We start from the raw sequence: 23,756 nt of genomic DNA on the forward strand, positions 1-23,756 counted from the left end.
GCAGATTCTCTTGACACCGTTGAGCTGGTAATGGCTCTGGAAGAAGAGTTTGATACTGAGATTCCGGACGAAGAAGCTGAGAAAATCACCACCGTTCAGGCTGCCATTGATTACATCAACGGTCACCAGGCGTAAGTGAGCATCTCCAGGCGGTCATTCGACCGCCTGTGTTTTTTCTTGTGTAGTCCCCCGATTCTCTTTTTTTCCCTCCCTGGAGGACAAGCGTGTCTAAGCGTCGTGTAGTTGTGACCGGACTTGGCATGTTATCTCCTGTCGGCAATACCGTAGAGTCCACCTGGAAAGCTCTCCTTGCCGGTCAGAGTGGCATCAGCCTAATCGACCATTTCGATACTAGCGCCTATGCAACGAAATTTGCTGGCTTAGTAAAGGATTTTAACTGTGAAGAAATCATCTCGCGCAAAGAACAGCGCAAGATGGATGCCTTCATTCAATATGGAATTGTTGCAGGCTGGCAGGCCATGCAGGATTCTGGCCTTGAAATTACGGAAGAGAACGCAACCCGTATCGGCGCCGCTATCGGCTCCGGGATTGGCGGTCTTGGCTTAATCGAGGAAAACCATGCCTCTCTGGTAAACGGTGGCCCGCGTAAGATTAGCCCGTTCTTTGTTCCGTCAACGATTGTTAACATGGTGGCCGGTCATCTGACCATCATGTTCGGCCTGCGTGGCCCTAGCATCTCTATCGCGACAGCCTGTACTTCCGGCGTGCACAACATCGGCCAGGCGGCGCGTATCATCGCTTACGGCGATGCAGATGCTATGGTTGCCGGTGGTGCTGAAAAAGCCAGTACCCCTCTGGGTGTCGGTGGTTTTGGTGCTGCGCGTGCGCTGTCTACCCGTAACGACAACCCGCAGGCGGCAAGCCGTCCGTGGGATAAAGACCGTGATGGTTTTGTGCTGGGCGACGGTGCGGGCATGGTCGTACTGGAAGAGTACGAACACGCGAAGAAACGTGGCGCAAAAATTTATGCAGAAATCATTGGTTTCGGCATGAGCAGCGATGCTTATCACATGACCTCTCCGCCGGAAGACGGGGCAGGTGCTGCGCTGGCAATGGTTAACGCTATCCGCGATGCGGGTATCGAACCGGGCCAGATTGGCTATGTGAATGCGCACGGTACCTCTACGCCCGCGGGCGACAAAGCAGAAATGCAGGCCGTTAAGTCTGTGTTTGGCGATGCAGCCAGCCGTGTGATGGTGAGCTCCACCAAATCCATGACCGGACACCTGTTAGGTGCAGCGGGTGCAGTAGAGTCTATCTACTCCATCCTTGCGCTGCGCGATCAGGCTGTTCCGCCAACCATCAACCTGGATAACCCGGATGAAGGTTGCGATCTGGACTTCGTTCCGCACGAAGCACGCCAGGTCAGCGGTCTGGAGTACACCCTGTGTAACTCCTTCGGCTTCGGTGGCACCAACGGCTCTCTGATCTTTAAAAAGGTCTGACGCTGTAAGTCGGGTTAGCCACTGTGCTACCCGACAAATTGATAAAAAAGGTCCGCTTGTCGGGCCTTTTTTATTCAGTTTTCTTCCCTTGTCCCAGGCATTTCATCCTGCCAAACTACCCGACCACCTTTAAGGAGCCACCATGTTCTTGATAAATGGCATGAAGCAGGCAGTTCTTCCGGCGAGTGACAGGGCTATCCAGTTTGGCGACGGCTGTTTTACCACGGCGCGCATTGTAGAGGGCAGAGTCTGTATGCTTGATGCTCACCTGCAACGCCTGCAGGTGGCCTGCGAAAAACTGTTCATCGCTTTTACCGCGTGGCAGGAACTGACTGGCGAAATGATTGAGCTGGCGCAGGGTGTTGAGCGCGGCGTGCTCAAAGTCATTATTAGCCGTGGCAGCGGCGGCAGAGGTTACAGCGCGGCCAACTGCCAGCATCCCGTGCGAATCCTTTCCGTTTCCGCTTATCCTGTCCATTACGATCGCTGGCGCGTCGAGGGGATTACCCTGGCGTTAAGTCCGGTCCGTCTGGGACGTAACCCGCAGCTTGCCGGAATTAAACATCTTAATCGCCTTGAGCAGGTGTTGATCCGTACCCATCTTGAACAGACAACCGCCGATGAAGCGCTGGTTCTTGACAGCGACGGGTTCATTACGGAATGCTGTGCGGCAAATTTATTCTGGCGACGGGGCCGTGATGTATTTACCCCCCGGCTGGATCAGGCAGGGGTGAACGGCCTGATGCGACAGTTTTGTCTGCAACAGTTGGCACTCGCGGGATCCCGCGTTGTCGAAGTGTACGAGCGTGAGGCCGCGCTGAGCAGCGTTGACGAAATAGTCGTCTGTAATGCCCTGATGCCGGTGATCCCAGTCCGCCAGTATGGTTCTCAACGCTTGTCATCGCGTGAGTTGTACTCATTTTTAGCCCCTCTGTGTGAGCAAACCAGATAGTCATGAAGAAAATGCTACGTTTTATTCTCCTCGTCATTGTCGTGCTGGGCATCGCCGCTGGCGTGGGGATGTGGAAGGTTCGCCAGTTGGCGGGCAGCCCAATTCTTATCGCTGAAGAGACCATCTTCACCCTGAAAGCGGGCACCGGGCGCCTCGCGCTGGGCGATCAGCTGTATGCTGATAAGATCATTAACCGTCCGCGCGTCTTCCAGTGGTTGCTGCGCGTGCAGCCGGAGCTGTCGCATTTCAAAGCGGGAACGTACCGCCTGACCCCGGGAATGACCGTCACCGAGATGCTGCAGTTACTCGAAAGCGGTAAAGAAGCCCAGTTCCCGCTTCGTCTGGTAGAAGGGATGCGGCTGAGCGATTACCTGCAGCAGCTGCGTAATGCCCCCTATATCAAGCACACCCTGCCGGACGACAGCTATGCGACCGTGGCCAGGGTGCTAAAGTTTGACCATCCCGAGTGGGTAGAGGGCTGGTTCTGGCCCGATACCTGGATGTATACCGCTGGCACCACGGATGTGGCCCTGCTGCAGCGTGCGCACAAGAAAATGGTCGAGGCAGTCGATAAAACCTGGGAAGGGCGGATGGACGGTCTGCCGTATCAGGATCAAAACCAGTTTGTGACCATGGCCTCCATCGTCGAGAAAGAGACTGCGGTTGCCCACGAGCGCGATCAGGTTGCTTCGGTCTTTATTAATCGTCTGCGTATTGGCATGCGCCTGCAGACCGACCCGACCGTTATTTACGGAATGGGGGAGAACTACAAAGGCAAGATTTCGCGTGCAGACCTGGAAACCCCAACGGCTTATAATACCTACGTCATTAGCGGATTACCGCCGGGACCTATCGCTACGCCGGGTCAGGCGTCACTGACGGCTGCCGCACATCCGGCGAAAACGCCGTATCTCTATTTCGTCGCCGACGGAAAGGGTGGACACACATTTAACACCAATCTTGCCGGTCATAATCGTTCGGTCCAGGACTATCTGAAGGCACTTAAGGAAAAAAATGCGCAGTAATTACATCGTCATTGAGGGGCTGGAAGGCGCCGGAAAAACAACCGCACGGAATACGGTGGTTGAGACGCTTAAACAGCAAGGCATCGAAGAGATGATCTTCACCCGCGAACCGGGCGGCACGCAGCTGGCAGAAAAACTGCGCAGCCTGGTGCTGGACATAAAATCGGTCGGCGATGAGGTGATTACTGACAAAGCAGAAGTCATGATGTTCTACGCCGCGCGCGTGCAGCTAGTTGATACGGTGATTAAGCCCGCGCTTGCACGCGGCTGCTGGGTGATTGGCGATCGCCATGACCTCTCCACGCAAGCCTATCAGGGCGGCGGTCGTGGTATTGACCAGCAGATGCTCGCGACGCTTCGCGATGCAGTGCTGGGAGATTTTCGTCCGAACCTGACGCTGTACCTCGACGTCACGCCAGAAGTGGGCCTGAAGCGTGCCCGCGCGCGCGGTGAACTGGATCGCATTGAGCAGGAGTCGCTGGACTTTTTCAATCGTACCCGTGCCCGTTACCGTGAACTTGCCGCGCAGGACAGCAGCATCCGCACCATTGATGCCACACAGCCGCTGGACGATGTGTTGAATGACATTCGTAACACGATCACCGACTGGCTGCAGGAACAACAGGCATGAAATGGTATCCATGGCTGCGCCCGCACCTTGAGCAGCTGGTCAACAGCTATCAGTCTGGACGGGGGCATCATGCGTTACTGATTCAGTCGCTGTCGGGTATGGGCGATGATGCGCTGATCTACGCCATCAGCCGCTACATGATGTGCCAGCAACCACAGGGACATAAAAGCTGCGGCCAGTGCCGGAGCTGTCAGCTGATGCAGGCCCAGACGCACCCGGACTATTACACGCTTGAGCCGGAGAAGGGAAAAACCTCCCTCGGCATCGATGCAGTGCGTGCAGTTAACGAAAAATTGTACGAACGCGCGCGTCTTGGCGGAGCAAAAGTCGTCTGGTTGAAAGATGCCGCCCAGCTCACCGAAGCGGCGGCCAACGCGTTGCTCAAAACGCTGGAAGAGCCACCAGAGAATACCTGGTTCCTGCTGGCCTGCCGTGAACCGGGCCGACTGCTGGCAACGTTGCGTAGCCGCTGTCGTCTGCATCATCTCAGCGTACCGCCGGAAGCCTGGGCAATCAGCTGGCTTGCACGAGAAGTGACGGTGTCACAAGAGGCAGCGCTGAGCGCGCTGCGTCTGTGCGGCGGCGCGCCTGCCGCGGCGCTGGACTTATTGCAGCAGAAGGTCTGGGCGCAGCGGGAGCTGCTTTGTCAGACGCTCGGTGCAGTGCCTGATAGCGGCGACTGGCTGAGTTTGCTGTCAGTGTTAAACCATGATCAGGCGAGCGAACGGCTGCACTGGCTCGCGGCCTTGCTGCTTGACGCACTCAAAATTCAGCAGGGCGCGACCCTGCTCAGCAATGCCGATGCCTGGCCGCTCGTCAGCAACCTCGCGCAACGCCTGCCGGGCGTGGCGCTGCGCGCTATGTTTAGTGACGTGTGCCAGTGTCGGGAACACCTTCTTAGCGTAACGGGGCTGAACCGGGAGCTGGTTCTGACTGACCTGTTACTCACTTTTGAGCATTACCTGCAACCGGGCACCACATTGCCCATTTCTCACCTCTGAGAGAGACATTATGTTTTTAGTCGACTCACACTGCCATCTTGATGGCCTGGATTATCAATCCCTGCATAAAAACGTCGATGACGTGCTGGCGAAAGCCGCCGCCCGCGACGTGAAATTTTGTCTGGCCGTGGCCACGACCTTACTTGGCTACCGCACCCTGCGCGAACTGGTGGGCGTACGCGACAACGTGGTGTTTTCCTGCGGCGTCCATCCCCTGAACCAGGACGAAGCTTACGACGTTGAGGATTTACGCCGCATGGCGGCGGAAGAGGGCGTCGTCGCTATGGGGGAGACCGGGCTGGATTATTTTTATACGCCGGAAACAAAACCCCGCCAGCAGGAGTCGTTTCGCGATCATATCCGCATAGGCCGGGAGCTGAACAAGCCGGTGATCGTCCATACCCGCGATGCGCGCGCCGATACGCTTCAGATCCTGAAAGAAGAAAAGGTGACGGATTGTGGTGGCGTACTACACTGTTTCACAGAAGACAGAGAAACAGCGGGCAAGCTGCTGGATATGGGTTTTTATATCTCGTTTTCCGGGATCGTGACGTTCCGTAATGCGGAGCAGCTACGTGAGGCTGCGCGCTACGTACCGCTCGATCGCCTGCTGGTGGAAACAGATTCCCCGTATCTGGCTCCGGTACCGCATCGCGGTAAAGAAAATCAACCCGCGATGGTACGGGATGTGGCCGAGTATATGGCCGTTTTGAAAGGCGTCGAGGTTGAAGAACTGGCACGCATTACCACAGATAACTTTGCCAGCTTGTTTCACATCAACCCCTCCCGCCTGCAATCTGCCTGATTAGCCTGTTTTTTTAAGGCTCGTAATTAATAATCAAAGCGAGTACAGTTCACCGCCCTTTTTGGGGCGGTGAAGGCTTTTCTGGAGACATTTAGTAACAGCTTTTGTAAAATTCTGAAAGTTTTTCAGAGGCCTTAAGCTGAAACGTGATAGCCGTCAAACAAAGATACGCGGATTTATTTTACTCTGTGTAATAAATAAAGGGCGCTTAGATGTCCTGTCCACGGCACGGTTCTCCCCCCGGGCCAATGCGTGAAAACGTAAAAAAAGCACAAATACTCAGGAGCACTCTCAATTATGTTTAAGAATGCATTTGCTAACCTGCAGAAGGTCGGTAAATCGCTGATGCTGCCAGTATCCGTACTGCCTATCGCAGGTATCCTGCTGGGCGTCGGTTCTGCAAACTTCAGCTGGCTGCCAGCCGTAGTTTCTCATGTGATGGCCGAAGCAGGCGGTTCTGTTTTTGCAAACATGCCACTGATCTTCGCCATCGGCGTTGCGCTTGGCTTCACCAATAACGACGGCGTATCTGCACTGGCCGCTGTAGTTGCATACGGCATCATGGTTAAGACCATGGCTGTGGTTGCACCTCTGGTACTGCACTTGCCACCTGAAGAGATCGCGTCAAAACACCTGGCTGATACCGGTGTTCTGGGCGGGATTATCTCGGGTGCGATTGCGGCCTATATGTTTAACCGCTTCTATCGCATCAAGCTGCCTGAGTATCTGGGCTTCTTTGCTGGTAAGCGTTTTGTTCCAATCATCTCTGGCCTGGCGGCGATTTTCACTGGCGTGATCCTCTCCTTCATCTGGCCTCCGATTGGTTCCGCAATCCAGACCTTCTCCCAATGGGCTGCTTACCAGAACCCGGTTGTGGCGTTCGGTATCTACGGCTTCATTGAGCGTTGCTTGGTACCGTTTGGTCTGCACCACATCTGGAACGTTCCTTTCCAGATGCAGATCGGCGAATACACCAACGCAGCAGGTCAGGTCTTCCATGGCGACATCCCTCGTTACATGGCTGGCGACCCAACTGCAGGCAAACTGTCTGGTGGCTTCCTGTTCAAAATGTACGGTCTGCCGGCTGCTGCGATTGCAATCTGGCACTCTGCTAAACCAGAGAACCGTGCAAAAGTGGGCGGCATCATGATCTCCGCAGCGCTGACCTCGTTCCTGACCGGTATCACCGAGCCGATCGAGTTCTCCTTCATGTTCGTTGCGCCGATCCTGTACATCATCCACGCGGTACTGGCAGGACTGGCATTCCCAATCTGTATTCTGCTGGGTATGCGTGACGGTACATCCTTCTCGCACGGTCTGATCGACTTCATCGTACTGTCTGGTAACAGCAGCAAACTGTGGCTGTTCCCAATCGTGGGTGCGTGCTACGCGGTGCTGTACTACACCATCTTCCGCGTGCTGATCAAAGCACTGGACCTGAAAACACCAGGCCGTGAAGATGCGTCTGACGACGTGAAATCAACGTCTACCAGCGAAATGGCGCCAGCGCTGATTGCAGCTTTCGGCGGCCGTGACAACATCACTAACCTGGACGCGTGTATCACTCGTCTGCGTGTGAGCGTTGCCGATGTGGCTAAAGTTGACCAACCTGGCCTGAAAAAATTGGGCGCAGCGGGCGTTGTTGTTGCAGGTTCGGGTGTTCAGGCAATTTTCGGTACTAAATCCGATAACCTGAAAACCGAAATGGATGAATACATCCGCAACAACTAAGTTGTGACCTGGGGAGACTAAGGCAGCCGAATGGCTGCCTTTTTTACGTCTGTGGTTTATGAAACGCCCGGTGGCGCTGCGCTTACCTGAGCCAGAGCATAGCCACCACACGTAAAAAAGGGAGCCATTTGGCTCCCTTAAACAGTGGGTTAATGATTAGAACTGATAGCTGGCGGTTACGCTCACGTTACGCGGTTCGCCATAAACAATCTCACCCTCGACGTTGGTGTCGTAAGTCTTATCGAAGAGGTTGTTCAGATTACCCTGCAGGGAGAAGTTTTTGGTGACCTGATAACGCGTGAAGAGGTCCACCAGCGCGTAGCTGCCTTGCGATGCACGCCAGGTGCCGTACGGGGTATCCTGGTAAGTGTACACACCGTTTTGCCAGTTAACGCCACCGCCAACGGTCAGCTCAGGCATAACCGGCAGACGATAGCTGGTAAACAGTTTCACGGTGGTACGCGGCAGGTTCGGGTTAACCGCTTTGCCTTCGTTATCTTCCGCGACGTAACGTGTTGCACCGAAGGTCATCTGCCAGTTATCCGTCAGCGCGCCGTTGATTTCGAACTCAACGCCTTTGCTCACGGTGCCGTCTACGCTCTTGTATGCCGTATCCGTGGAGCCCTGAATCATCTGGCCGGTGCTTTGGCCCAGGTTATCCTGCTCGATGCGGAACACGGACAGCGTGGTGGTCAGACGGCTGTTCATCCAGTCGGATTTCAGGCCGGCTTCGTAGTTATTACCGGTGATCGGGGAAAGGTATTTACCCGAGCTGTCGCGGTAGTTCTGCGGCTGGAAGATAGAGGTATAGCTGGCGTAGGTCGACCAGTTGTCATTGATGTCGAAGACCAGACCCGCGTAAGGCGTGGTGTGGTTCTGCTCCATGCCGTAGGTCAGGGTGTCGACGCGCCAGTTGGTGTAACGCGCGCCCAGAATCAGGTGCAGCGGGTCGGCCAGCGAAATACGGGTTGCCGCATAGACCGACTTCATGTCGGTGGTGTCGTCCTGTGCCAGCGACTGCGATCCCCAGTTGGTTTCCGGGAAATGGCCGTTATAGTCGTAGAAATTGCCCAGCTCATCCGGGTAGACGTTCGCCCAGGAGTTGGTATAGCGGTTTGTCTGACGGCTGAAGCTGCCGCCAATCATTACGGTATGCTGACGGCCTAACAGCTCATAGCCACCGTCTGCAAACAGGTCCACCGCATCCACTTTACGAATACCGCTGTTCCAGCCGGTACCGCCAACGTAATCATAACCTGGACCGTAACTCGCGTACGGGCCGACGAGGTTGCCAGTGCTCTTATCGACAAAGGCATCAATATACATCGCCTTACTGTCGAATTTGGCTTCGGTATGGGTCGCATTCAGCGTCGCCTGCCAGTCGTCAGCAAAGCGCTGCTTCAGGGTAAAGAAGACTTTGTTGAACTCTTTGTCGTTGTACGCCCAGTCAGGCGACGTGCTGTGGGCACGATCGTAATGCAGGACGCTGCCGTCGGTGTTCCAGCGCGGCAGGCCACCCCAGGTCTGGTTGTTGGTGTCGTTACGCTGATATTCGTAGCCGGCGGATAACGAAGTGCTGGTGCCCAGGTCGGCGTCGAGGATACCGGAGAAGAAGGTGCGTTTCTGGTTATTGTGGTCGAGCCAGGAGTCGCTGTCCTGATATCCCGCCACGATGCGGCCGCGAAGATTGCCGTCTTCCGTCAGCGGGCTTTGCATGTCCATCACGTAGCGCTGTTTGTTCCAGCTACCGTATTCTGCAGACAAATTACCTTTAAATTCGCGGCTGGTGGCATGCTTACGCACCATATTGATCGCCGCAGACGGGTTGCCTGTTCCGGTCATCAGACCGTTTGCGCCGCGTACGATTTCAACGCGCTCATACAGAGCCGTGTCTGACTGAGAATCACCCAGGTTCCAGCGCGATTCGAAATAGGTGGGAATGCCATCGAGCATATAGTTATCAATGGCAAAACCACGGGAGTAAAAGTTGCTGCGGTCGGAGTCAGTACTGACTTTGCTGATCCCCATTGTGTTGTCCATCACGTCGCCCAGGGTCTGCAGCTGCTGGTCTTCCATGCGCTGTTCGCTGACGATGGTCACCGACTGCGGAATATCACGCTGGACCATTTGCATTTTGGTGCCCACGGTCGTGGTTTTGACGCTGTAGTCCTGGCTGTCATCAGAGGCAGAACCCGACTGGGCAGTCCCATCAACAATCACGGTGTCTTCGGTCGGTGCGGCAAAGCCGGTTGCGGGGATTAACGCGAAAGCAATACAGGCTGCCAGCAGCGATGGTTTGGCGACTGGCTGGCGTTGCCCGTCCCTGGAGTGATTCATGAAAGACATCGAAAAACCCTTTCTGAGTGAATTGTGAATGTTATGCCCCAGTTCTGTAAGCACAGTCTGAGGTCGTTTTCTATGTTAAAAATGCGCATGAAAATGCAAATGCGAAATATACGCATTGTGATTAAACCTGTAAACAGACGTTTCAGCCGTAAATGAAATTAGGTTTCAGGATTTCAGGGGGAGGGGCGGTGAACGTCAGGGCAGAAATTGCACGATAAAGAAAGAAATCGAGGGATAAGGTTGAAAGGTCAGGAGAAAGTCGCTCATACTCATGCGTTGCATCACATTATTATGCGCCTGCGCCAGGTAGGTTGTTGCCGGGCACGCCGCCAGATTAAATGAATAAGGAAAACCTCATGGCTGAAGAAACCATTTTCAGTAAAATTATCCGTCGCGAGATCCCGGCAGATATCGTCTATCAGGATGAACTGGTCACGGCTTTTCGCGATATTTCACCGCAGGCGCCGACTCATATCCTGATCATTCCTAATATTCTGATTCCGACGGTCAATGATGTGAAAACTGAGCATGAAGTGGCTTTAGGCCGTATGCTGACAGTAGCAGCAAAAATTGCTGAGCAGGAAGGGGTTGCCGAAGACGGTTATCGTTTGATCATGAATTGTAATCGCCATGGTGGTCAGGAAGTTTATCACATTCATATGCATCTGCTGGGCGGTCGACCGCTGGGGCCGATGCTGGCGCATAAAGGTCTTTAACATGCAAAGAGGATGGACGGCGGCGCTGGTCGTGGTGATGCTACTGGCGGGATGCAGCAGCAAACCGTCAATACCGGTCAATGACGATCAGACGCTGGTCATGGAATCATCCGTGCTGGCGGCCGGGATCACCGCCGACCAACCTTCGCTGACGGTGAGCGACACCAATCCGTCCGCGTCCTCTTCGCTGTTTAATGAAAGAGATGAGCCGGTTACCGTCCATTACCGTTTTTTCTGGTATGACGCCAGAGGCCTGGAAATGCACCCGCTTGAGGCGCCGCGCAGCGTGACTCTCCCGGCAAGATCGGCGATCACGCTGTACGGCAGCGCGAATTATCTGGGTGCGCATAAGGTCAGACTTTATCTATATCTTTGAGGGGTGAACCTTGATTAAAAACATCAGTCGTTACGCGCTCGTCACGGCTTTTGCACTTTTCCTGTCGGGCTGTATTAGCCGCACTGAGCAGCCACCTGCGCCGGTAGAAGAAGTGAAGCCGGGCACCGAGCAGCCGGTTCAGCCGACGCAGCCGGTCCCGGTGGTGCCAAGCGTGCCAACGGTACCGTCGCAGCCGGGTCCGATTGAACATCCGGATGCCACCGCTCAGCCTGCGCCGCGCGAACGTCATTACGACTGGAACGGTGCGATGCAGCCGATGGTGGGTAAAATGCTGCAGGCCCAGGGCGTTACCGCAGGCAGCGTGTTGCTGGTGGATAGCGTCAATAACCGCACCAATGGCAGCCTGAACGCCGGTGAAGCGACGGAAACCCTGCGCAATGCGCTGGCGAACAACGGGAAATTTACTCTGGTGTCGGCCCAGCAGCTGGGTGTGGCCAAGCAGCAGTTAGGCCTTTCACCGCAGGACAGCCTCGGATCGCGCAGTAAAGCTATCGGCATTGCCCGCAACGTGGGCGCGCAGTACGTGCTTTACTCCAGTGCGACCGGCAACGTCAACGCACCAGCCCTGCAAATGCAGCTGATGCTGGTTCAGACAGGTGAAATTATCTGGTCAGGTAAAGGTGCAGTTCAGCAACAGTAATCTGACGCGCGACACGCTGATGTCGCGCTTTTTCCCGCACTATCGTCTTCTCGCGCCGCAGGCCCACCCCGGACTGAGCGGCGCGAGTTGCATTATTGAGCATGATTCGCACCGCCTGGTGCTGCGTCAGTATCATGCCGGGCTTGCCACGCGGGCCCATTTTCGCCGCCAGTATCACGCGCTACGCCATCTTCCCGCCGACCTTGCACCCAGGCCGCACTTTTTCAGCCCCGACTGGCTGGCGGTTGACTATCTGGCCGGTGATGTCGCCCCCGCGCTGCCACCCGCCCCTGAGCTTGTCGCAATGCTTATTCATCTGCATCAGCAGCCGCCGTTTGGCTGGCGCATCACCCTGATGCCGCTGCTGGAGCAATACTGGCTACAGGCTTCGCCCTCCCGGCGTACACCGTCGTGGCTACGATGGTATAAACGGCTGCAAAAACGGGGCGAGCCGCGACCTTTGAGACTGGCGCCACTGCATATGGATGTCCATGCAGGTAATATCGTCATCACCCGGTCAGGGCCCCGGCTGCTGGACTGGGAATATGCGGGTGACGGTGACATTGCGCTGGAGCTTGCCAGCGTCTGGACCGACAATAGCGCACAGCGTCAGCATCTGCTGGCCGCCTATGCGCAAGCCGCGAAGCTGGATTTAACCCTGCTACAGCGTCAGGTGGCGCGCTGGCGCCCCTGGGTACTGATGCTGATGGCGGGCTGGTTTGAGTTGCGCTGGCAGCAAACGCAAGACAAACAATTTATTGCACTGGCCGATGCAAGTTGGCGCCAGTTATCAAAAATGGAATAAGGGAGGTGTGTGTGGGTCCGGTCATGTTGGATGTGGAAGGTTATGAGCTGGATGCGGAAGAGCGTGAAATTCTGGCGCATCCGCAGGTAGGGGGCTTGATCCTGTTTACCCGCAATTATCACGATCCGGCGCAGCTGCGCGAGCTGGTTCGCCAGATCCGCGACGCTTCGCATCACCGTCTGGTGGTGGCCGTGGATCAGGAAGGCGGTCGGGTACAGCGTTTTCGCGATGGCTTTACCCGTCTGCCGGCTGCCCAGTCGTTTGCTGCGCTGCTCGGGATGGAAGAGGGCGGTAAACTGGCGCAGGATGCGGGCTGGCTGATGGCCAGCGAGATGATTGCCATGGATATTGATATCAGCTTTGCCCCGGTGCTCGACGTCGGGCATATCAGTGCCGCCATCGGTGAGCGTGCTTATCATGACGAGCCGCAAAAAGCGCTGCAGATGGCGACCCGCTTTATTGACGGCATGCATGATGCCGGAATGAAAACCACTGGCAAACATTTCCCGGGTCACGGTGCCGTGACGGCGGACTCGCATAAAGAGACCCCGCGCGATCCGCGCGCTGAGGCGCAGATCCGCGCCAGAGACATGTCTATCTTCCGCTCGCTTATCAGCGACAACAAGCTCGATGCCATTATGCCTGCGCATGTGATCTACACCGATGTTGATCCGCGCCCGGCCAGCGGCTCGCCGCATTGGCTAAAAACCGTGCTGCGTCAGGAGCTGGGCTTTAACGGTGTGATTTTCTCTGACGATCTGTCGATGGAAGGGGCGGCGATCATGGGGAGCTACGCGGAACGCGGTCAGGCATCGCTGGATGCGGGTTGCGATATGATCCTGGTCTGCAATAATCGTAAAGGTGCCGTCAGCGTGTTGGATAACCTGTCGCCGATCAATGCTGAGCGTGTTACACAATTGTATCATAAAGGTTCTTTTAGCCGTCAGGAGCTGCGGGATTCCGCACGCTGGAAAACCGTGAATGCGCAGCTTGAGGCGCTTCATGAGCAATGGCAGGCGCATAAAGCGGAGCAGTAACCCTTCCTGGTAAGCGTAGTGTGGCGAGGATACGATGATCATCTATTTGCACGGTTTTGATTCGAACAGTCCCGGTAATCACGAGAAAGTCCTGCAGTTGCAGTTTATTGATCCGGATGTACGGCTGATTAGCTACAGCACGCGTCATCCGAAACACGATATGCAGCATCTGCTGAAAGAAGTGGACAAAATGCTGCAGCTAAACGTTGATGAGCGTCCGTTGATTTGCGGCGTCGGCCTGGGGGGATACTGGGCGGAGCGTATTGGCTTCTTGTGTGATATCCGCCAGGTGGTGTTCAACCCGAACCTGTTCCCGAATGAGAACATGGAGGGCAAAATCGACCGGCCGGAAGAGTATGTGGATATCGCCACCAAATGCGTGAGCAACTTCCGCGAGAAGAACCGCGATCGCTGCCTGGTGATCCTCTCCCGCAGCGACGAAGCCCTTAACAGTTCGCGCTCGGCGGAGCTACTGCACCACTACTATGAAATTGTCTGGGATGAACAGCAGACGCATAAGTTCAAGAATATCGCCCCGCACCTGCAGCGCATCAAGGCCTTTAAAACCTTAGGTTAATCCCCTCGCTTTTTCACCTAAACCCGGCAACGAAACGTTAGCCGGGTTTTCTTTTTGCTAAGCTTGATTAATTTTCAAGCGGCAAAACTTGACGCACATCAATTTTGGTATGACCAATGCACCGATCATGTTATTCTCATGGCAGTTGAATGGTTTCAGTGCTGTAACTTGTTGTTAACTAAAGGTTATTTTTATAACTTTTAGTTAACAATTGGTTAATAATTTGAGGGGGTCACGTTGACTACGCCATTGAAAAAGATAGTGATTGTGGGCGGCGGTGCTGGCGGTTTAGAACTGGCTACGCAGCTGGGTAAAAAGCTCGGACGCGGTAAAAAAGCCAAAGTTACGCTCGTTGATCGCAACCATAGCCATCTGTGGAAACCGCTGCTGCACGAAGTGGCCACCGGCTCTCTGGATGAGGGCGTGGATGCGCTGAGCTATCTGGCGCATGCGCGCAACCACGATTTCCAGTTCCAGCTGGGTTCAGTGATGGACATCAATCGTGAAAGCAAAACCATTACCCTGGCGGAGCTGCGCGATGAGAAGGGCGAGCTGCTGGTGCCGGAGCGCAAGCTGGCGTACGACACCCTGGTAATGGCGCTGGGCAGTACCTCCAACGACTTCAACACCCCGGGCGTGAAAGAGCACTGCATCTTCCTCGACAACCCGCACCAGGCGCGTCGTTTCCACCAGGAAATGCTGAACCTGTTCCTGAAATACTCCAATAACCTCGGCGCGAATGGCAAGGTCAACATTACCATCGTCGGCGGCGGTGCGACCGGCGTTGAGCTCTCTGCCGAACTGCATAACGCGGTGAAACAGCTGCACAGCTACGGTTACAAAGGTTTGACCAACGACGCGCTGAACGTAACGCTGGTGGAAGCGGGTGAGCGTATTCTGCCTGCGCTGCCGCCGCGAATCTCCAGCGCTGCACACAGCGAGCTGACCAAGATGGGCGTGCGTGTCCTGACCCAGACAATGGTCACCAGCGCCGATGAACACGGTCTGCACACCAAAGATGGCGAGCACATCAAAGCCGATCTGATGGTCTGGGCGGCGGGCATTAAAGCGCCTGATTTCATGAAAGAGATCGGTGGTCTGGAAACCAACCGCATCAACCAGCTGGTGGTGGAACCGACGCTGCAAACGACGCGCGATCCGAATATCTACGCCATCGGCGACTGCGCCTCTTGTGCCCGTCCGGAAGGCGGATTTGTGCCGCCGCGCGCCCAGGCCGCACACCAGATGGCCAGCCTGGCGCTGCATAACATCCTCGCCCAGGAGAAGGGCAAAACCCTGAAGACCTACGTCTACAAAGACCACGGCTCTCTGGTGTCGCTCTCTAACTTCTCAACCGTCGGCAGCCTGATGGGTAACCTGATGCGTGGCTCGATGATGGTGGAAGGGCGTATTGCACGCTTCGTCTACATCTCGCTGTACCGTATGCACCAGGTCGCGCTACACGGTTACTTCAAAACCGGGCTGATGATGCTGGTGGGCAGTATCAACCGGGTGATCCGTCCGCGCCTGAAGCTGCACTGATCCCTGCGCCCCTCCGCACGCGCCGGAGGGGCTTTTTACAGCATATCGCTCTGCACAATGCCTTTCACAGGCTAAGAGTTCTCTGAATCACGCCGTTTTCCCGCTTGTTCCCCCATTTTTGCGCCCTTATCTGATTTGCGATTACCCCTCTTTGGTTGCAGAATTGTTACCAATAGCAATAAAAAGGAGGTTGTCCCGTGAATAAATCCATGGTGGCAGGTATAGGGATTGGCGTGGTTGCCGCGTTAGGCGTGGCGGCAGTTGCCAGTCTGAATGTGTTTGAGCGTGGCCCGCAGTATGCACAGGTCGTTTCGGCGACCCCGATTAAAGAGACGGTTAAATCTCCGCGCCAGGAGTGCCGTAACGTCACCGTGACGCACCGTCGTCCTGTACAGGATGAAAACCGGATTGCCGGTTCCGTACTGGGCGCGGTAGCGGGCGGCGTGATTGGTCATCAGTTTGGCGGGGGGCGTGGGAAAGATATCGCCACCGTAGCAGGTGCGTTGGGGGGCGGCTATGCCGGTCATCAGGTTCAGGGCGCTATGCAGGATCGTGACACCTACACCACCACGCAGCAGCGCTGTAAAACCGTGTATGACAAATCGGAAAAAATGCTCGGTTACGATGTGACGTACAAAATTGGCGATCAGCAGGGCAAAATCCGCATGGATAAAGACCCCGGCACGCAAATTCCGCTGAACAATGAAGGTCAGCTGGTACTGAATAACAAAGCATAAAAAAATCTGTTCTCTGCACTTGGCTCCCCATTCGCTCAGGCTGGGGAGCTTTTTTTGTGCATAAAAAAGACCTTCTCATGCCCACGCATAGCGCGGCAAAGACAAGGTCTTTCTTAAGGCAGGGCTGGGTTACAGTGGTTACAGGTCAAAATCGTTATACTGTCGCAGTAGCAAAAATCCCGTAATCAGTACGGAGACAAAAGCAAATAAAACTGAACCACCACATAAAACCCAGAGACCGAATAACACAGTGATTACTATCAACACCTTAATCAATGGTAATAGTAAAATCATGTCTATTCTCCTTCTGAATGTGATTAGCCAGAAAAGCAGGTTCCGTGGTTAATTTCCGCTAATCATTAGCAGAACAATTATCACTCGTTAAGAATAGCAGGTGGTTGACGAGAGGGGATCGGTTTTAGCGAGTTTTCGGCAAAGCCGAGCGGGCAGGATAAGATCAGGGCGGGGTACCGCCCTGAATCGTCAGGCTTTTAGCAGTTCAGGCCACAGGCGCAGGGTCATGCGCGTAATCTTCTGCAAATTCTCCAGGCTTGCGCCTTCGCGGGCGCTGATCGACATGCCCTGTAAAATACAGCTCAGATACTGTGCCAGGGCTTTAGGATCGCATCCGGCGGGGATCTCACCGCGCTGCTGGCGCTGGAACAAAAACTGGCTCAGCGTCTCTTCCTGCATCGCATGCCGGGATTTCACCGTTAAGGCAATCTCTTTTGATGCAGCAGCAAGCGTCGCGGAGGTGTTGATCATAAAGCAGCCCGCCGGCGTCTCTTTGCTGGTGAAGCAGGTGGCGACGGCGGTGAAATAGTCTTCCAGCGCTTGTTCTACGCGCTTCTCTTCGCAAAACAGCTGGGCTTCGTGGCGGGCGGCGAAGCAGGTGATATAGCGATCCAGCACCGCACGGAACAGCCCCTCTTTATTGGTAAATTCAGCATACAGCGTCGGCGCTTTGGCCCCGGTCGCTTCCACAAGATCGGCAAGCGAAGTCGCTTCGTACCCGTGCTGCCAGAACAGCGTCATAGCCTTATCGAGCGCCGCGTCCCTGTCGAACACTTTTGGTCGGCCACGGCTTTTTTTTACGCAACGCGTGTCGTCGGTTGTCATCAGCCGTTGTACCTCTGTTGGTTTGTTGAACGACCATTATAAAAATAATCCAGGGTGACGACCAGCGCTGATTGCATAAAAAACTTCTCTTTATATCAATATGAATTTTAACGCTTTTGAATTTATTTTAACGGTCGTTATAAAAATAATTTGACGTGTGACCCGGATCACACTTATCATTTAGTTATCGATCGTTAAGTTAATTCTTACGACCTCCCTGTCATCTGCAATTAAGGTAATAAATATGAAAAACGTAAAAATGCTGATCGCCGCTACCGTACTGAGCTCACTCTCATTTGCCAGCTTTGCTGCCGTTCAGGTACAGGCCACGCCTGCCGATCAACAGAAACTTGGCACCATCTCGGCGAATGCCGGGACTAACCTGAGTTCACTGGAAAGCCAGCTGGCGCAAAAAGCCGATGAAATGGGTGCGAAATCGTTCCGTATCACCTCTGTTACCGGTCCGAACAACCTGCACGGTACTGCGGTTATCTACAAATAAGCAGTGCATAACCCTCTTATGCCACTGCGATAAAAAAACGCTCTGCACAGGCAGAGCGTTTTTTTTTGCGTAAAATATTACAGCGACTGGATTTCAGAATGACGGGTCACGTCAATCGGCATCCCGGCACGCGCCTCCAGAGCACGCTCCATTACCGCCTCATCAGCGCTGGCTTTAAAGCTCTGCATTGCGGCATTCAGCACAATCGGCAGGGTTTGCGGATCGTCATTAAGCTGTTTCGACAGCGGCTGATGCACCTCGACAAGGCGAACACCGCCCGGCTCTTCAGAGACCTTAATCGGCGTATTCATGATATTGACCCTGGTGCCTGGCTGGATCACGCGGAACAGCGTCTCGATATCACCATCACGCAGGCGAATGCAGCCGGAACTCACGCGCATACCAATACCAAAGTCAGCATTGGTCCCGTGCAGCAGATACACCCCGCCATAGGCCGCAAGGCGGATCGCGTGATGGCCCATCGGGTTTTCCGGTCCGGCAGGGACTACGGCAGGCAAATCAATACCCTGGGCTTTATAGCGGGCGCGAATATTGGTCGTCGGGGTCCAGGTCGGATTGGCGCGTTTGTCCGACACGGTGGTCACCATCGTTGGCGTCAGGGTGTCGCTGTCCAGTTGACCGATGCCGATCGGGTAAACCGTGACCTCATTTTTACCCGGTGGGTAGTAGTAGAGGCGCAGTTCGGCGAGGTTAATCACGATCCCTTCCCGCGGGGCATCGGGCAGCAGGGTCTGTAACGGAATGGTCAGCACCGAGCCTGCGCGCGGCACGTAGGCGTCAACGCCCGGGTTGGCCTGCAGCAGCGCCAGGAAACCGACGTTGTATTTTTTGGCAATCGCTTCCAGCGAGCCGCCGTCATTTTCCACCACATGAAAGCGGTTTTCGCCCACTAACCGACTCCCGGCAGGGGGAAGAGGCCAGGTATTGGCACGCGCGGGCAGGGAAAGAGCCACCGTTGCCAGCAGCGCAGCCAGCGTTATCCAACGGGTAAAACGCGAAGAGGTCATCATCACCAGCATCCATAGCAATAAAGATTATTGTTATCTGAACGTTAATCAATAATTATGGCCAATGGGTGTGTCGGGAAATCCAGGTGAAGTGCAAAGAGTTTGTAAATTGTGCGGGAGAATAAAGTCGGGTGAGTGCAAGCACTCACCCGGCCATCCGTCAGGCAACGGTGTTCTCTTCGAGCTGACGGACGAAGGTGCGTACCCAGTCCATGCGCGTTTTGCGTTCCGCCAGATCCTGGGTGAATTTCAGCCGCGTCGGGCCATCCAGCCGGTAATGCTGGGGCTGTTTCTGCAGCAGGCCAATCAGCCACATCGGATCGACGTGGTTCTTCTCGGCAAACTCAATCACGCCGCCTTTATCATGGCTCTCCAGCTTACGGATCCCCAGCTTCTGCGCCTGCTGGCGTAAACGGGCGATATCCAGCAGGTTGCGTGCCGCATCCGGCAGCAGACCAAAGCGGTCGATCAGCTCCACTTTAATCTCGTCGAGGCTGGCTTCGTCTTTGGCGCTGGCAATGCGTTTGTAGAATGACAGGCGGGTATTCACGTCAGGGATAAAATCATCCGGCAGCAGGGCAGGCATCCGCAGTTCCACTTCGGTCTGCTGGTTGGTGAGATCTTCCAGCGACGGCTCGCGCCCGGCTTTCAGGGCATCGACGGCGTTTTCCAGCAACTCCATATACAGCGAGAAGCCGATGGTCTCCATCGAGCCGCTCTGATCTTCCCCGAGCAGCTCGCCCGCACCGCGGATCTCGAGATCGTGCGTCGCAAGCGCAAAGCCTGCGCCCAAATCTTCCAGCGAGGCGATGGCTTCAAGGCGCTTTTGCGCATCGGTGGTCATTGCTTTCGGGTGTGGGGTCATCAGCCAGGCGTAGGCCTGATGGTGCGAGCGTCCGACACGACCACGCAGCTGGTGCAGCTGCGCCAGCCCAAAGTGATCCGCCCGTTCAATAATGATGGTGTTGGCGGTAGGAATATCGATCCCGGTTTCGATAATGGTGGTGCAGACCAGCACGTTAAAACGCTGGTGGTGGAAATCGTTCATCACCCGTTCCAGCTCGCGTTCGCGCATCTGGCCGTGACCGATGGCGATCCGCGCCTCCGGCACCAGCTCGGCCAGTTTGTCTGCCGCTTTCTGGATATTCTCAACGTCGTTATAGAGGTAATAGACCTGGCCGCCGCGCAGCACTTCACGCAGGATTGCCTCGCGCACCACCAGACTATCGTACTCACGGACAAAGGTTTTCACCGCCAGACGACGGGCGGGTGGGGTGGCGATAATCGACAGGTCGCGCATGCCGCTCATCGCCATATTCAACGTGCGCGGGATCGGCGTGGCGGTAAGGGTCAGGATGTCCACGTCGGCGCGCATCGCTTTGATGCGCTCTTTGTGGCGCACGCCAAAGCGGTGCTCTTCATCGACAATCAGCAGGCCCAGATCTTTCCATTTCACGTCGCTTTGCAGCAGTTTATGGGTGCCGATCAGAATGTCGATTTTGCCTTCGCTGGCCTGCTCCAGAATAAGCGCCTGCTCTTTGGCGCTGCGAAAACGCGACAGCATCTCGATGCGCACTGGCCAGTTGGCGAAGCGGTCACGGAAGTTATCATAATGCTGCTGCGCCAGCAGGGTGGTCGGTACCAGCACCGCCACCTGCTTGTTGTTCTCCACTGCCAGGAAGGTGGCGCGCATTGCGACTTCGGTTTTACCGAAGCCCACGTCGCCGCACACCAGCCTGTCCATTGCCAGCGGCTGGCACATATCACTCAGTACCGCGTTAATCGCCTGGGCCTGATCCGGAGTGGTTTCAAACGGGAAGCTGTCGCAGAACAGCTGATACTGCTCGCGGTCGTGCTTAAAGGCATAGCCGGTTTTCGCCGCCCGCTGGGCGTAGATATCCAGCAGCTCGGCCGCCACGTCACGCACTTTTTCCGCCGCTTTTTGCCGCGCCCGCGTCCAGGCATCGCTCCCGAGCTTGTGCAGCGGGGCATTATCTTCCGCTCCGCCCGCGTAGCGGCTGATCAGATGCAGCGACGACACCGGCACGTACAGCCTGGCGTCGTTCGCATAAATCAGCATCAGGTATTCGGCCTTGATGCCACCGGCCTCCAGGGTGGTCATCCCCGCATAGCGGCCCACGCCGTGTTCCAGATGGACAATCGGCTGACCCGGATGCAGCTCCGCCAGGTTGCGGATCAACGTATCCGGGTTAATGGTGCGACGGCTGTCCTGACGACGGCGCGCCACGCGTTCGCCCAGCAGATCGCTTTCGCAGATCAGCGCCAGGTTATTCAGCGTATCGATAAACCCGTGTTCGGCAGCGCCGATCATCAGATAGCGGCCGTTACCGCTGGCCTCGTCGAGACGCAGGATCCGCTTCGGCGCCAGCTTGATGCGGCCTAACAGTTCGCCCAATGCCTCGCGACGCCCCTCGCTCTCCACCGAGAAGACAACCGGTCCGGTAAAGGCTTCGAGGAACTTACGCAGGTTATCCAGCGGGGATTTGTTCTGCGCCTGCACGGCCAGATCCGGTAAGGCCTGATAGGCCAGGTTAGTGTTGGCGGCTTTGTCCGGCAGATTGCCGGTTTTGAGCTGCACGCGCGGCCAGCGCTTGAGCTCGCTGAACAGCTCGTCGGTGCGCAGCCACAGCAGCTCCGGCTCCAGCAGCGGGCGCATCGGATCAACGCCGCGATTCTCAAAGCGCGCGCGGGTCTCACTCTCAAAGCGGGTGGCGCTGGCCTCCAGATCGCCGGTGTTGAGCACCAGCGTATTGGCCGGGAAGTAGCTGAACAGCGCTGGCAGCGGCTCGCTAAAGAACAGCGGCTGCCAGTATTCGATCCCCGCAGGCAGCGTACCTTTGCTCACCTGCTGATAGATATGCTCCGCATCGCGTTTGACCTCAAACTTATCGCGCCACTGGCTGCGGAACAGCTCGATGGCGGTTTTGTCGGTCGGGAACTCGTGGGCGGGCAGCAGGTTAATGGCCTCAACTTCCTCCAGCGTACGCTGGGTATCGGCATCAAACAGGCGCAGGCTGTCGATTTCATCATCGAAGAAATCCAGGCGATAGGGCTGGGCGCTGCCCATCGGGAACAGGTCGAGCAGGGCGCCGCGGGTGGCGTATTCCCCGTGCTCCATCACCTGATCCACATGGCGATAACCGGCGCTGTCGAGCTGGACGCGCAGGGCATCCCTTGAGAGACGCTGGCCTTTTTTCATCACCAGCGCATGCCCGTGCAGATAGCTGTGCGGGCAGACGCGCTGCATCAGGGTATTGACCGGCACAATCAGCACGCCGCGCTGCATGGTCGGCAGCTGATACAGCGTGGAGAGCCGCGAGGAGATAATTTCCTGGTGCGGCGAGAAACTGTCGTAGGGCAACGTCTCCCAGTCGGCCAGGCTGGTGATCAGATGATCGGTAAACTGGCGGATTTCATCATGCAGGCGCAGGGCGTTTTGCATGTCCGGCGCAACCAACACCACTGGCCCTGGATGGCGCTCTGCAATCTCGGCAACCAGCGTGGCGCAGGCCGCACCCGTGAGTTCACCCAACTGGCGTTGGTCGCCCGCTTTGCCGGGCAAGGTAAAACGATATTGTTCAGGCATGGCTTTGTCAGGATCTCTTATGGGCATATCACTGATACACAATGTCTTTATTATCCTTGATCGTTTTGCATTAGCAAACCCGAACCGCACGCAGCGTGAAGTCGGGCGTTAGCGCGCAGCCTGAGCCGGTGCAGGACGCGCGGGCGGGCTAAAGAAAATATCCCCCATCAGGGCGCTGGAGAGCTTGCGCGCCCCCAGTCCTACCAGCGTGCAGGCCAGCAAACTGACGAACGGATAGACCAGGATCAGCGTCAGCTCGGCCCACACCGGCCAGCGGCCCGCGTTCAGCTCGCCGATCAGCACCAGGCTGGCCCCTTCAATCAGAATGCGGTGAGTGGTGTAAATCGCAATGGTGTTAGAACCTACCACGTTCAGCAGGTTGTCAGGCTGCACGGCGTAGCGCTGCTCGAAGCGGTAAAACACGGTCATGATCAGCAGAATCGACAGCAGCGACAGCGGCAGGGGAACGTTGGCGAACCACAGCGCAACCGAGACCAGCCCAAAGGCGGCCACCGCCAGCCCGTCGCGGCGCCAGACGCGGGTTTGCATCCACGTCATCAACTGCATGCCGTACCAGGCGCCCAGGCTGTAATAGACCATATTACGCACCACGCTGTTCATTCCCCACCACGGCAGCGGCAGGAAATTAATCGCGATGCTGACCAGCGCCAGCAGGCCAATCAGCGGCAGCTTCCAGCGGTGCAGCAGTTTGCACAGTGTGAAATAGACCACCAGCGCGTAGAGGTACCACAGGCTGGTGCTGGCGGTGAGCATCCCGGTGATAAAGCCCATCAGCGAGTCGGCGTAGGCGGCGTTCGACGCGCTACTGAGATCGCGTTCCGGTGCCAGCCACGCATTCAGATGGGTCAGCGCCTGCCACTGCAATACGCCCCACAGCGCCAGCACCCAGATAATGCTCCACAGCCTTTTATTGACGCAGGTTTTCCAGTCGACGCCGTCAATGTAACGGCGGATCAGATAGCCCGAAATAAAGAAGAATACCGGCATGCGAAACGGTGCCAGATAGAGATTAAAATAGACCCAGCATTTGGCGAGCAGCGTCGAAAGCGGGGCCTGCAGCGCATCCAGATG

General features: G+C 56.0%; 22 protein-coding genes. 17 read left to right on the forward strand and 5 right to left on the reverse strand.

Translation table 11 applies throughout. The annotated features are described in order from the left end of the window. The 8 genes from acpP to ptsG form a co-directional block, all read left to right on the forward strand. On the forward strand, positions 1-135 hold a 135-nt coding region (acpP, locus tag ACRDD5_RS10705; protein WP_080218502.1), incomplete at its 5' end, for an acyl carrier protein. Between the two features lie 89 nt (positions 136-224). After that, positions 225-1,466, forward strand: coding sequence for a beta-ketoacyl-ACP synthase II (gene fabF, locus ACRDD5_RS10710; RefSeq protein WP_271281752.1), 1,242 nt, complete (start codon positions 225-227; stop codon positions 1,464-1,466). A 142-nt stretch (positions 1,467-1,608) separates the two neighbouring features. After that, positions 1,609-2,418 (forward strand): aminodeoxychorismate lyase, encoded by an 810-nt coding sequence (pabC, locus tag ACRDD5_RS10715; protein WP_438676751.1) that lies wholly within the window; start codon positions 1,609-1,611, stop codon positions 2,416-2,418. Between the two features lie 2 nt (positions 2,419-2,420). Further along, positions 2,421-3,443 carry a cell division protein YceG gene (gene yceG, locus ACRDD5_RS10720; protein ID WP_438676752.1) on the forward strand — a complete coding sequence of 341 codons (1,023 nt, stop codon included), beginning with the start codon at positions 2,421-2,423 and terminating at the stop codon, positions 3,441-3,443. Then, complete coding sequence (gene tmk, locus ACRDD5_RS10725; protein WP_271281749.1) at positions 3,433-4,074, forward strand: dTMP kinase; 642 nt, start codon at positions 3,433-3,435, stop codon at positions 4,072-4,074. Before yceG ends, tmk begins: the two co-directional genes overlap by 11 nt. Next, positions 4,071-5,075 carry a DNA polymerase III subunit delta' gene (gene holB, locus ACRDD5_RS10730; RefSeq protein WP_438676753.1) on the forward strand — a complete coding sequence of 335 codons (1,005 nt, stop codon included), beginning with the start codon at positions 4,071-4,073 and terminating at the stop codon, positions 5,073-5,075. Before tmk ends, holB begins: the two co-directional genes overlap by 4 nt. A gap of 10 nt (positions 5,076-5,085) precedes the next feature. After that, complete coding sequence (locus tag ACRDD5_RS10735; protein ID WP_438676754.1) at positions 5,086-5,880, forward strand: metal-dependent hydrolase; 795 nt, start codon at positions 5,086-5,088, stop codon at positions 5,878-5,880. A gap of 297 nt (positions 5,881-6,177) precedes the next feature. Then, on the forward strand, positions 6,178-7,611 hold the full coding sequence (gene ptsG, locus ACRDD5_RS10740) for a PTS glucose transporter subunit IIBC (RefSeq protein ID WP_271281746.1): 1,434 nt from the start codon (positions 6,178-6,180) through the stop codon (positions 7,609-7,611). Between the two features lie 156 nt (positions 7,612-7,767). Here ptsG and fhuE read toward each other — a convergent pair whose 3' ends face one another. Next, entirely contained in the window at positions 7,768-9,957 is a 2,190-nt protein-coding gene (gene fhuE, locus ACRDD5_RS10745) for a ferric-rhodotorulic acid/ferric-coprogen receptor FhuE (RefSeq protein WP_438676755.1), read from the reverse strand. A gap of 356 nt (positions 9,958-10,313) precedes the next feature. Between fhuE and hinT the strand changes: the two genes are divergently transcribed. The 8 genes from hinT to ACRDD5_RS10785 all read left to right on the forward strand — a co-directional run bounded on the left by hinT (position 10,314) and on the right by ACRDD5_RS10785 (position 16,408). Beyond that, positions 10,314-10,673: a purine nucleoside phosphoramidase gene (gene hinT / locus ACRDD5_RS10750; protein WP_438676756.1), complete on the forward strand. Its 360-nt coding sequence runs from the start codon at positions 10,314-10,316 to the stop codon at positions 10,671-10,673. Between the two features lies 1 nt (position 10,674). Continuing rightward, complete coding sequence (locus ACRDD5_RS10755) at positions 10,675-11,049, forward strand: YcfL family protein (RefSeq protein WP_271283930.1); 375 nt, start codon at positions 10,675-10,677, stop codon at positions 11,047-11,049. Positions 11,050-11,059: 10 nt separating this feature from the next. Beyond that, entirely contained in the window at positions 11,060-11,710 is a 651-nt protein-coding gene (lpoB, locus tag ACRDD5_RS10760; RefSeq protein WP_271283929.1) for a penicillin-binding protein activator LpoB, read from the forward strand. Between the two features lie 19 nt (positions 11,711-11,729). Then, positions 11,730-12,515, forward strand: coding sequence for a thiamine kinase (gene thiK / locus ACRDD5_RS10765; protein WP_438676762.1), 786 nt, complete (start codon positions 11,730-11,732; stop codon positions 12,513-12,515). Between the two features lie 11 nt (positions 12,516-12,526). Next, the gene (gene nagZ / locus ACRDD5_RS10770) at positions 12,527-13,552 is read left to right on the forward strand and encodes a beta-N-acetylhexosaminidase (RefSeq protein WP_438676757.1); all 1,026 of its coding nucleotides are present in this window, start codon (positions 12,527-12,529) and stop codon (positions 13,550-13,552) included. 34 nt (positions 13,553-13,586) lie between these two features. Then, positions 13,587-14,129 carry an alpha/beta hydrolase YcfP gene (gene ycfP, locus ACRDD5_RS10775; protein WP_271283927.1) on the forward strand — a complete coding sequence of 181 codons (543 nt, stop codon included), beginning with the start codon at positions 13,587-13,589 and terminating at the stop codon, positions 14,127-14,129. A 237-nt stretch (positions 14,130-14,366) separates the two neighbouring features. Next, positions 14,367-15,671 carry an NAD(P)/FAD-dependent oxidoreductase gene (locus ACRDD5_RS10780; RefSeq protein ID WP_271283926.1) on the forward strand — a complete coding sequence of 435 codons (1,305 nt, stop codon included), beginning with the start codon at positions 14,367-14,369 and terminating at the stop codon, positions 15,669-15,671. A 197-nt stretch (positions 15,672-15,868) separates the two neighbouring features. After that, positions 15,869-16,408, forward strand: coding sequence for a glycine zipper 2TM domain-containing protein (locus ACRDD5_RS10785; protein WP_271283925.1), 540 nt, complete (start codon positions 15,869-15,871; stop codon positions 16,406-16,408). Between the two features lie 483 nt (positions 16,409-16,891). Here the strand turns inward: ACRDD5_RS10785 and ACRDD5_RS10790 are convergent, their stop codons facing one another. Beyond that, a complete protein-coding gene (locus ACRDD5_RS10790) occupies positions 16,892-17,527 on the reverse strand; it encodes a TetR/AcrR family transcriptional regulator (protein ID WP_438676758.1) in 636 nt (211 codons plus the stop codon). A gap of 244 nt (positions 17,528-17,771) precedes the next feature. Here ACRDD5_RS10790 and bhsA point away from each other — a divergent pair, with 244 nt between their 5' ends. Beyond that, positions 17,772-18,029, forward strand: a complete 258-nt coding sequence (gene bhsA / locus ACRDD5_RS10795) for a multiple stress resistance protein BhsA (protein ID WP_271283923.1) — start codon at positions 17,772-17,774, stop codon at positions 18,027-18,029. Positions 18,030-18,106: 77 nt separating this feature from the next. On the opposite strand, the gene ldtC is transcribed toward bhsA, so the two are convergent. From ldtC to ACRDD5_RS10810, 3 genes are all read right to left on the reverse strand, one after another. Beyond that, positions 18,107-19,060 (reverse strand): L,D-transpeptidase LdtC, encoded by a 954-nt coding sequence (gene ldtC / locus ACRDD5_RS10800; RefSeq protein WP_438676759.1) that lies wholly within the window; start codon positions 19,058-19,060, stop codon positions 18,107-18,109. 157 nt (positions 19,061-19,217) lie between these two features. Next, positions 19,218-22,664 carry a transcription-repair coupling factor gene (mfd, locus tag ACRDD5_RS10805; RefSeq protein WP_438676760.1) on the reverse strand — a complete coding sequence of 1,149 codons (3,447 nt, stop codon included), beginning with the start codon at positions 22,662-22,664 and terminating at the stop codon, positions 19,218-19,220. Between the two features lie 108 nt (positions 22,665-22,772). Then, a partial coding sequence (locus ACRDD5_RS10810) for an acyltransferase family protein (RefSeq protein WP_438676761.1) occupies positions 22,773-23,756 on the reverse strand: 984 nt, incomplete at its 5' end.

Source organism: Silvania sp. (assembly GCF_051656365.1).
In the GTDB taxonomy this organism is placed as follows: domain Bacteria; phylum Pseudomonadota; class Gammaproteobacteria; order Enterobacterales; family Enterobacteriaceae; genus Enterobacter; species Enterobacter hatchlandensis.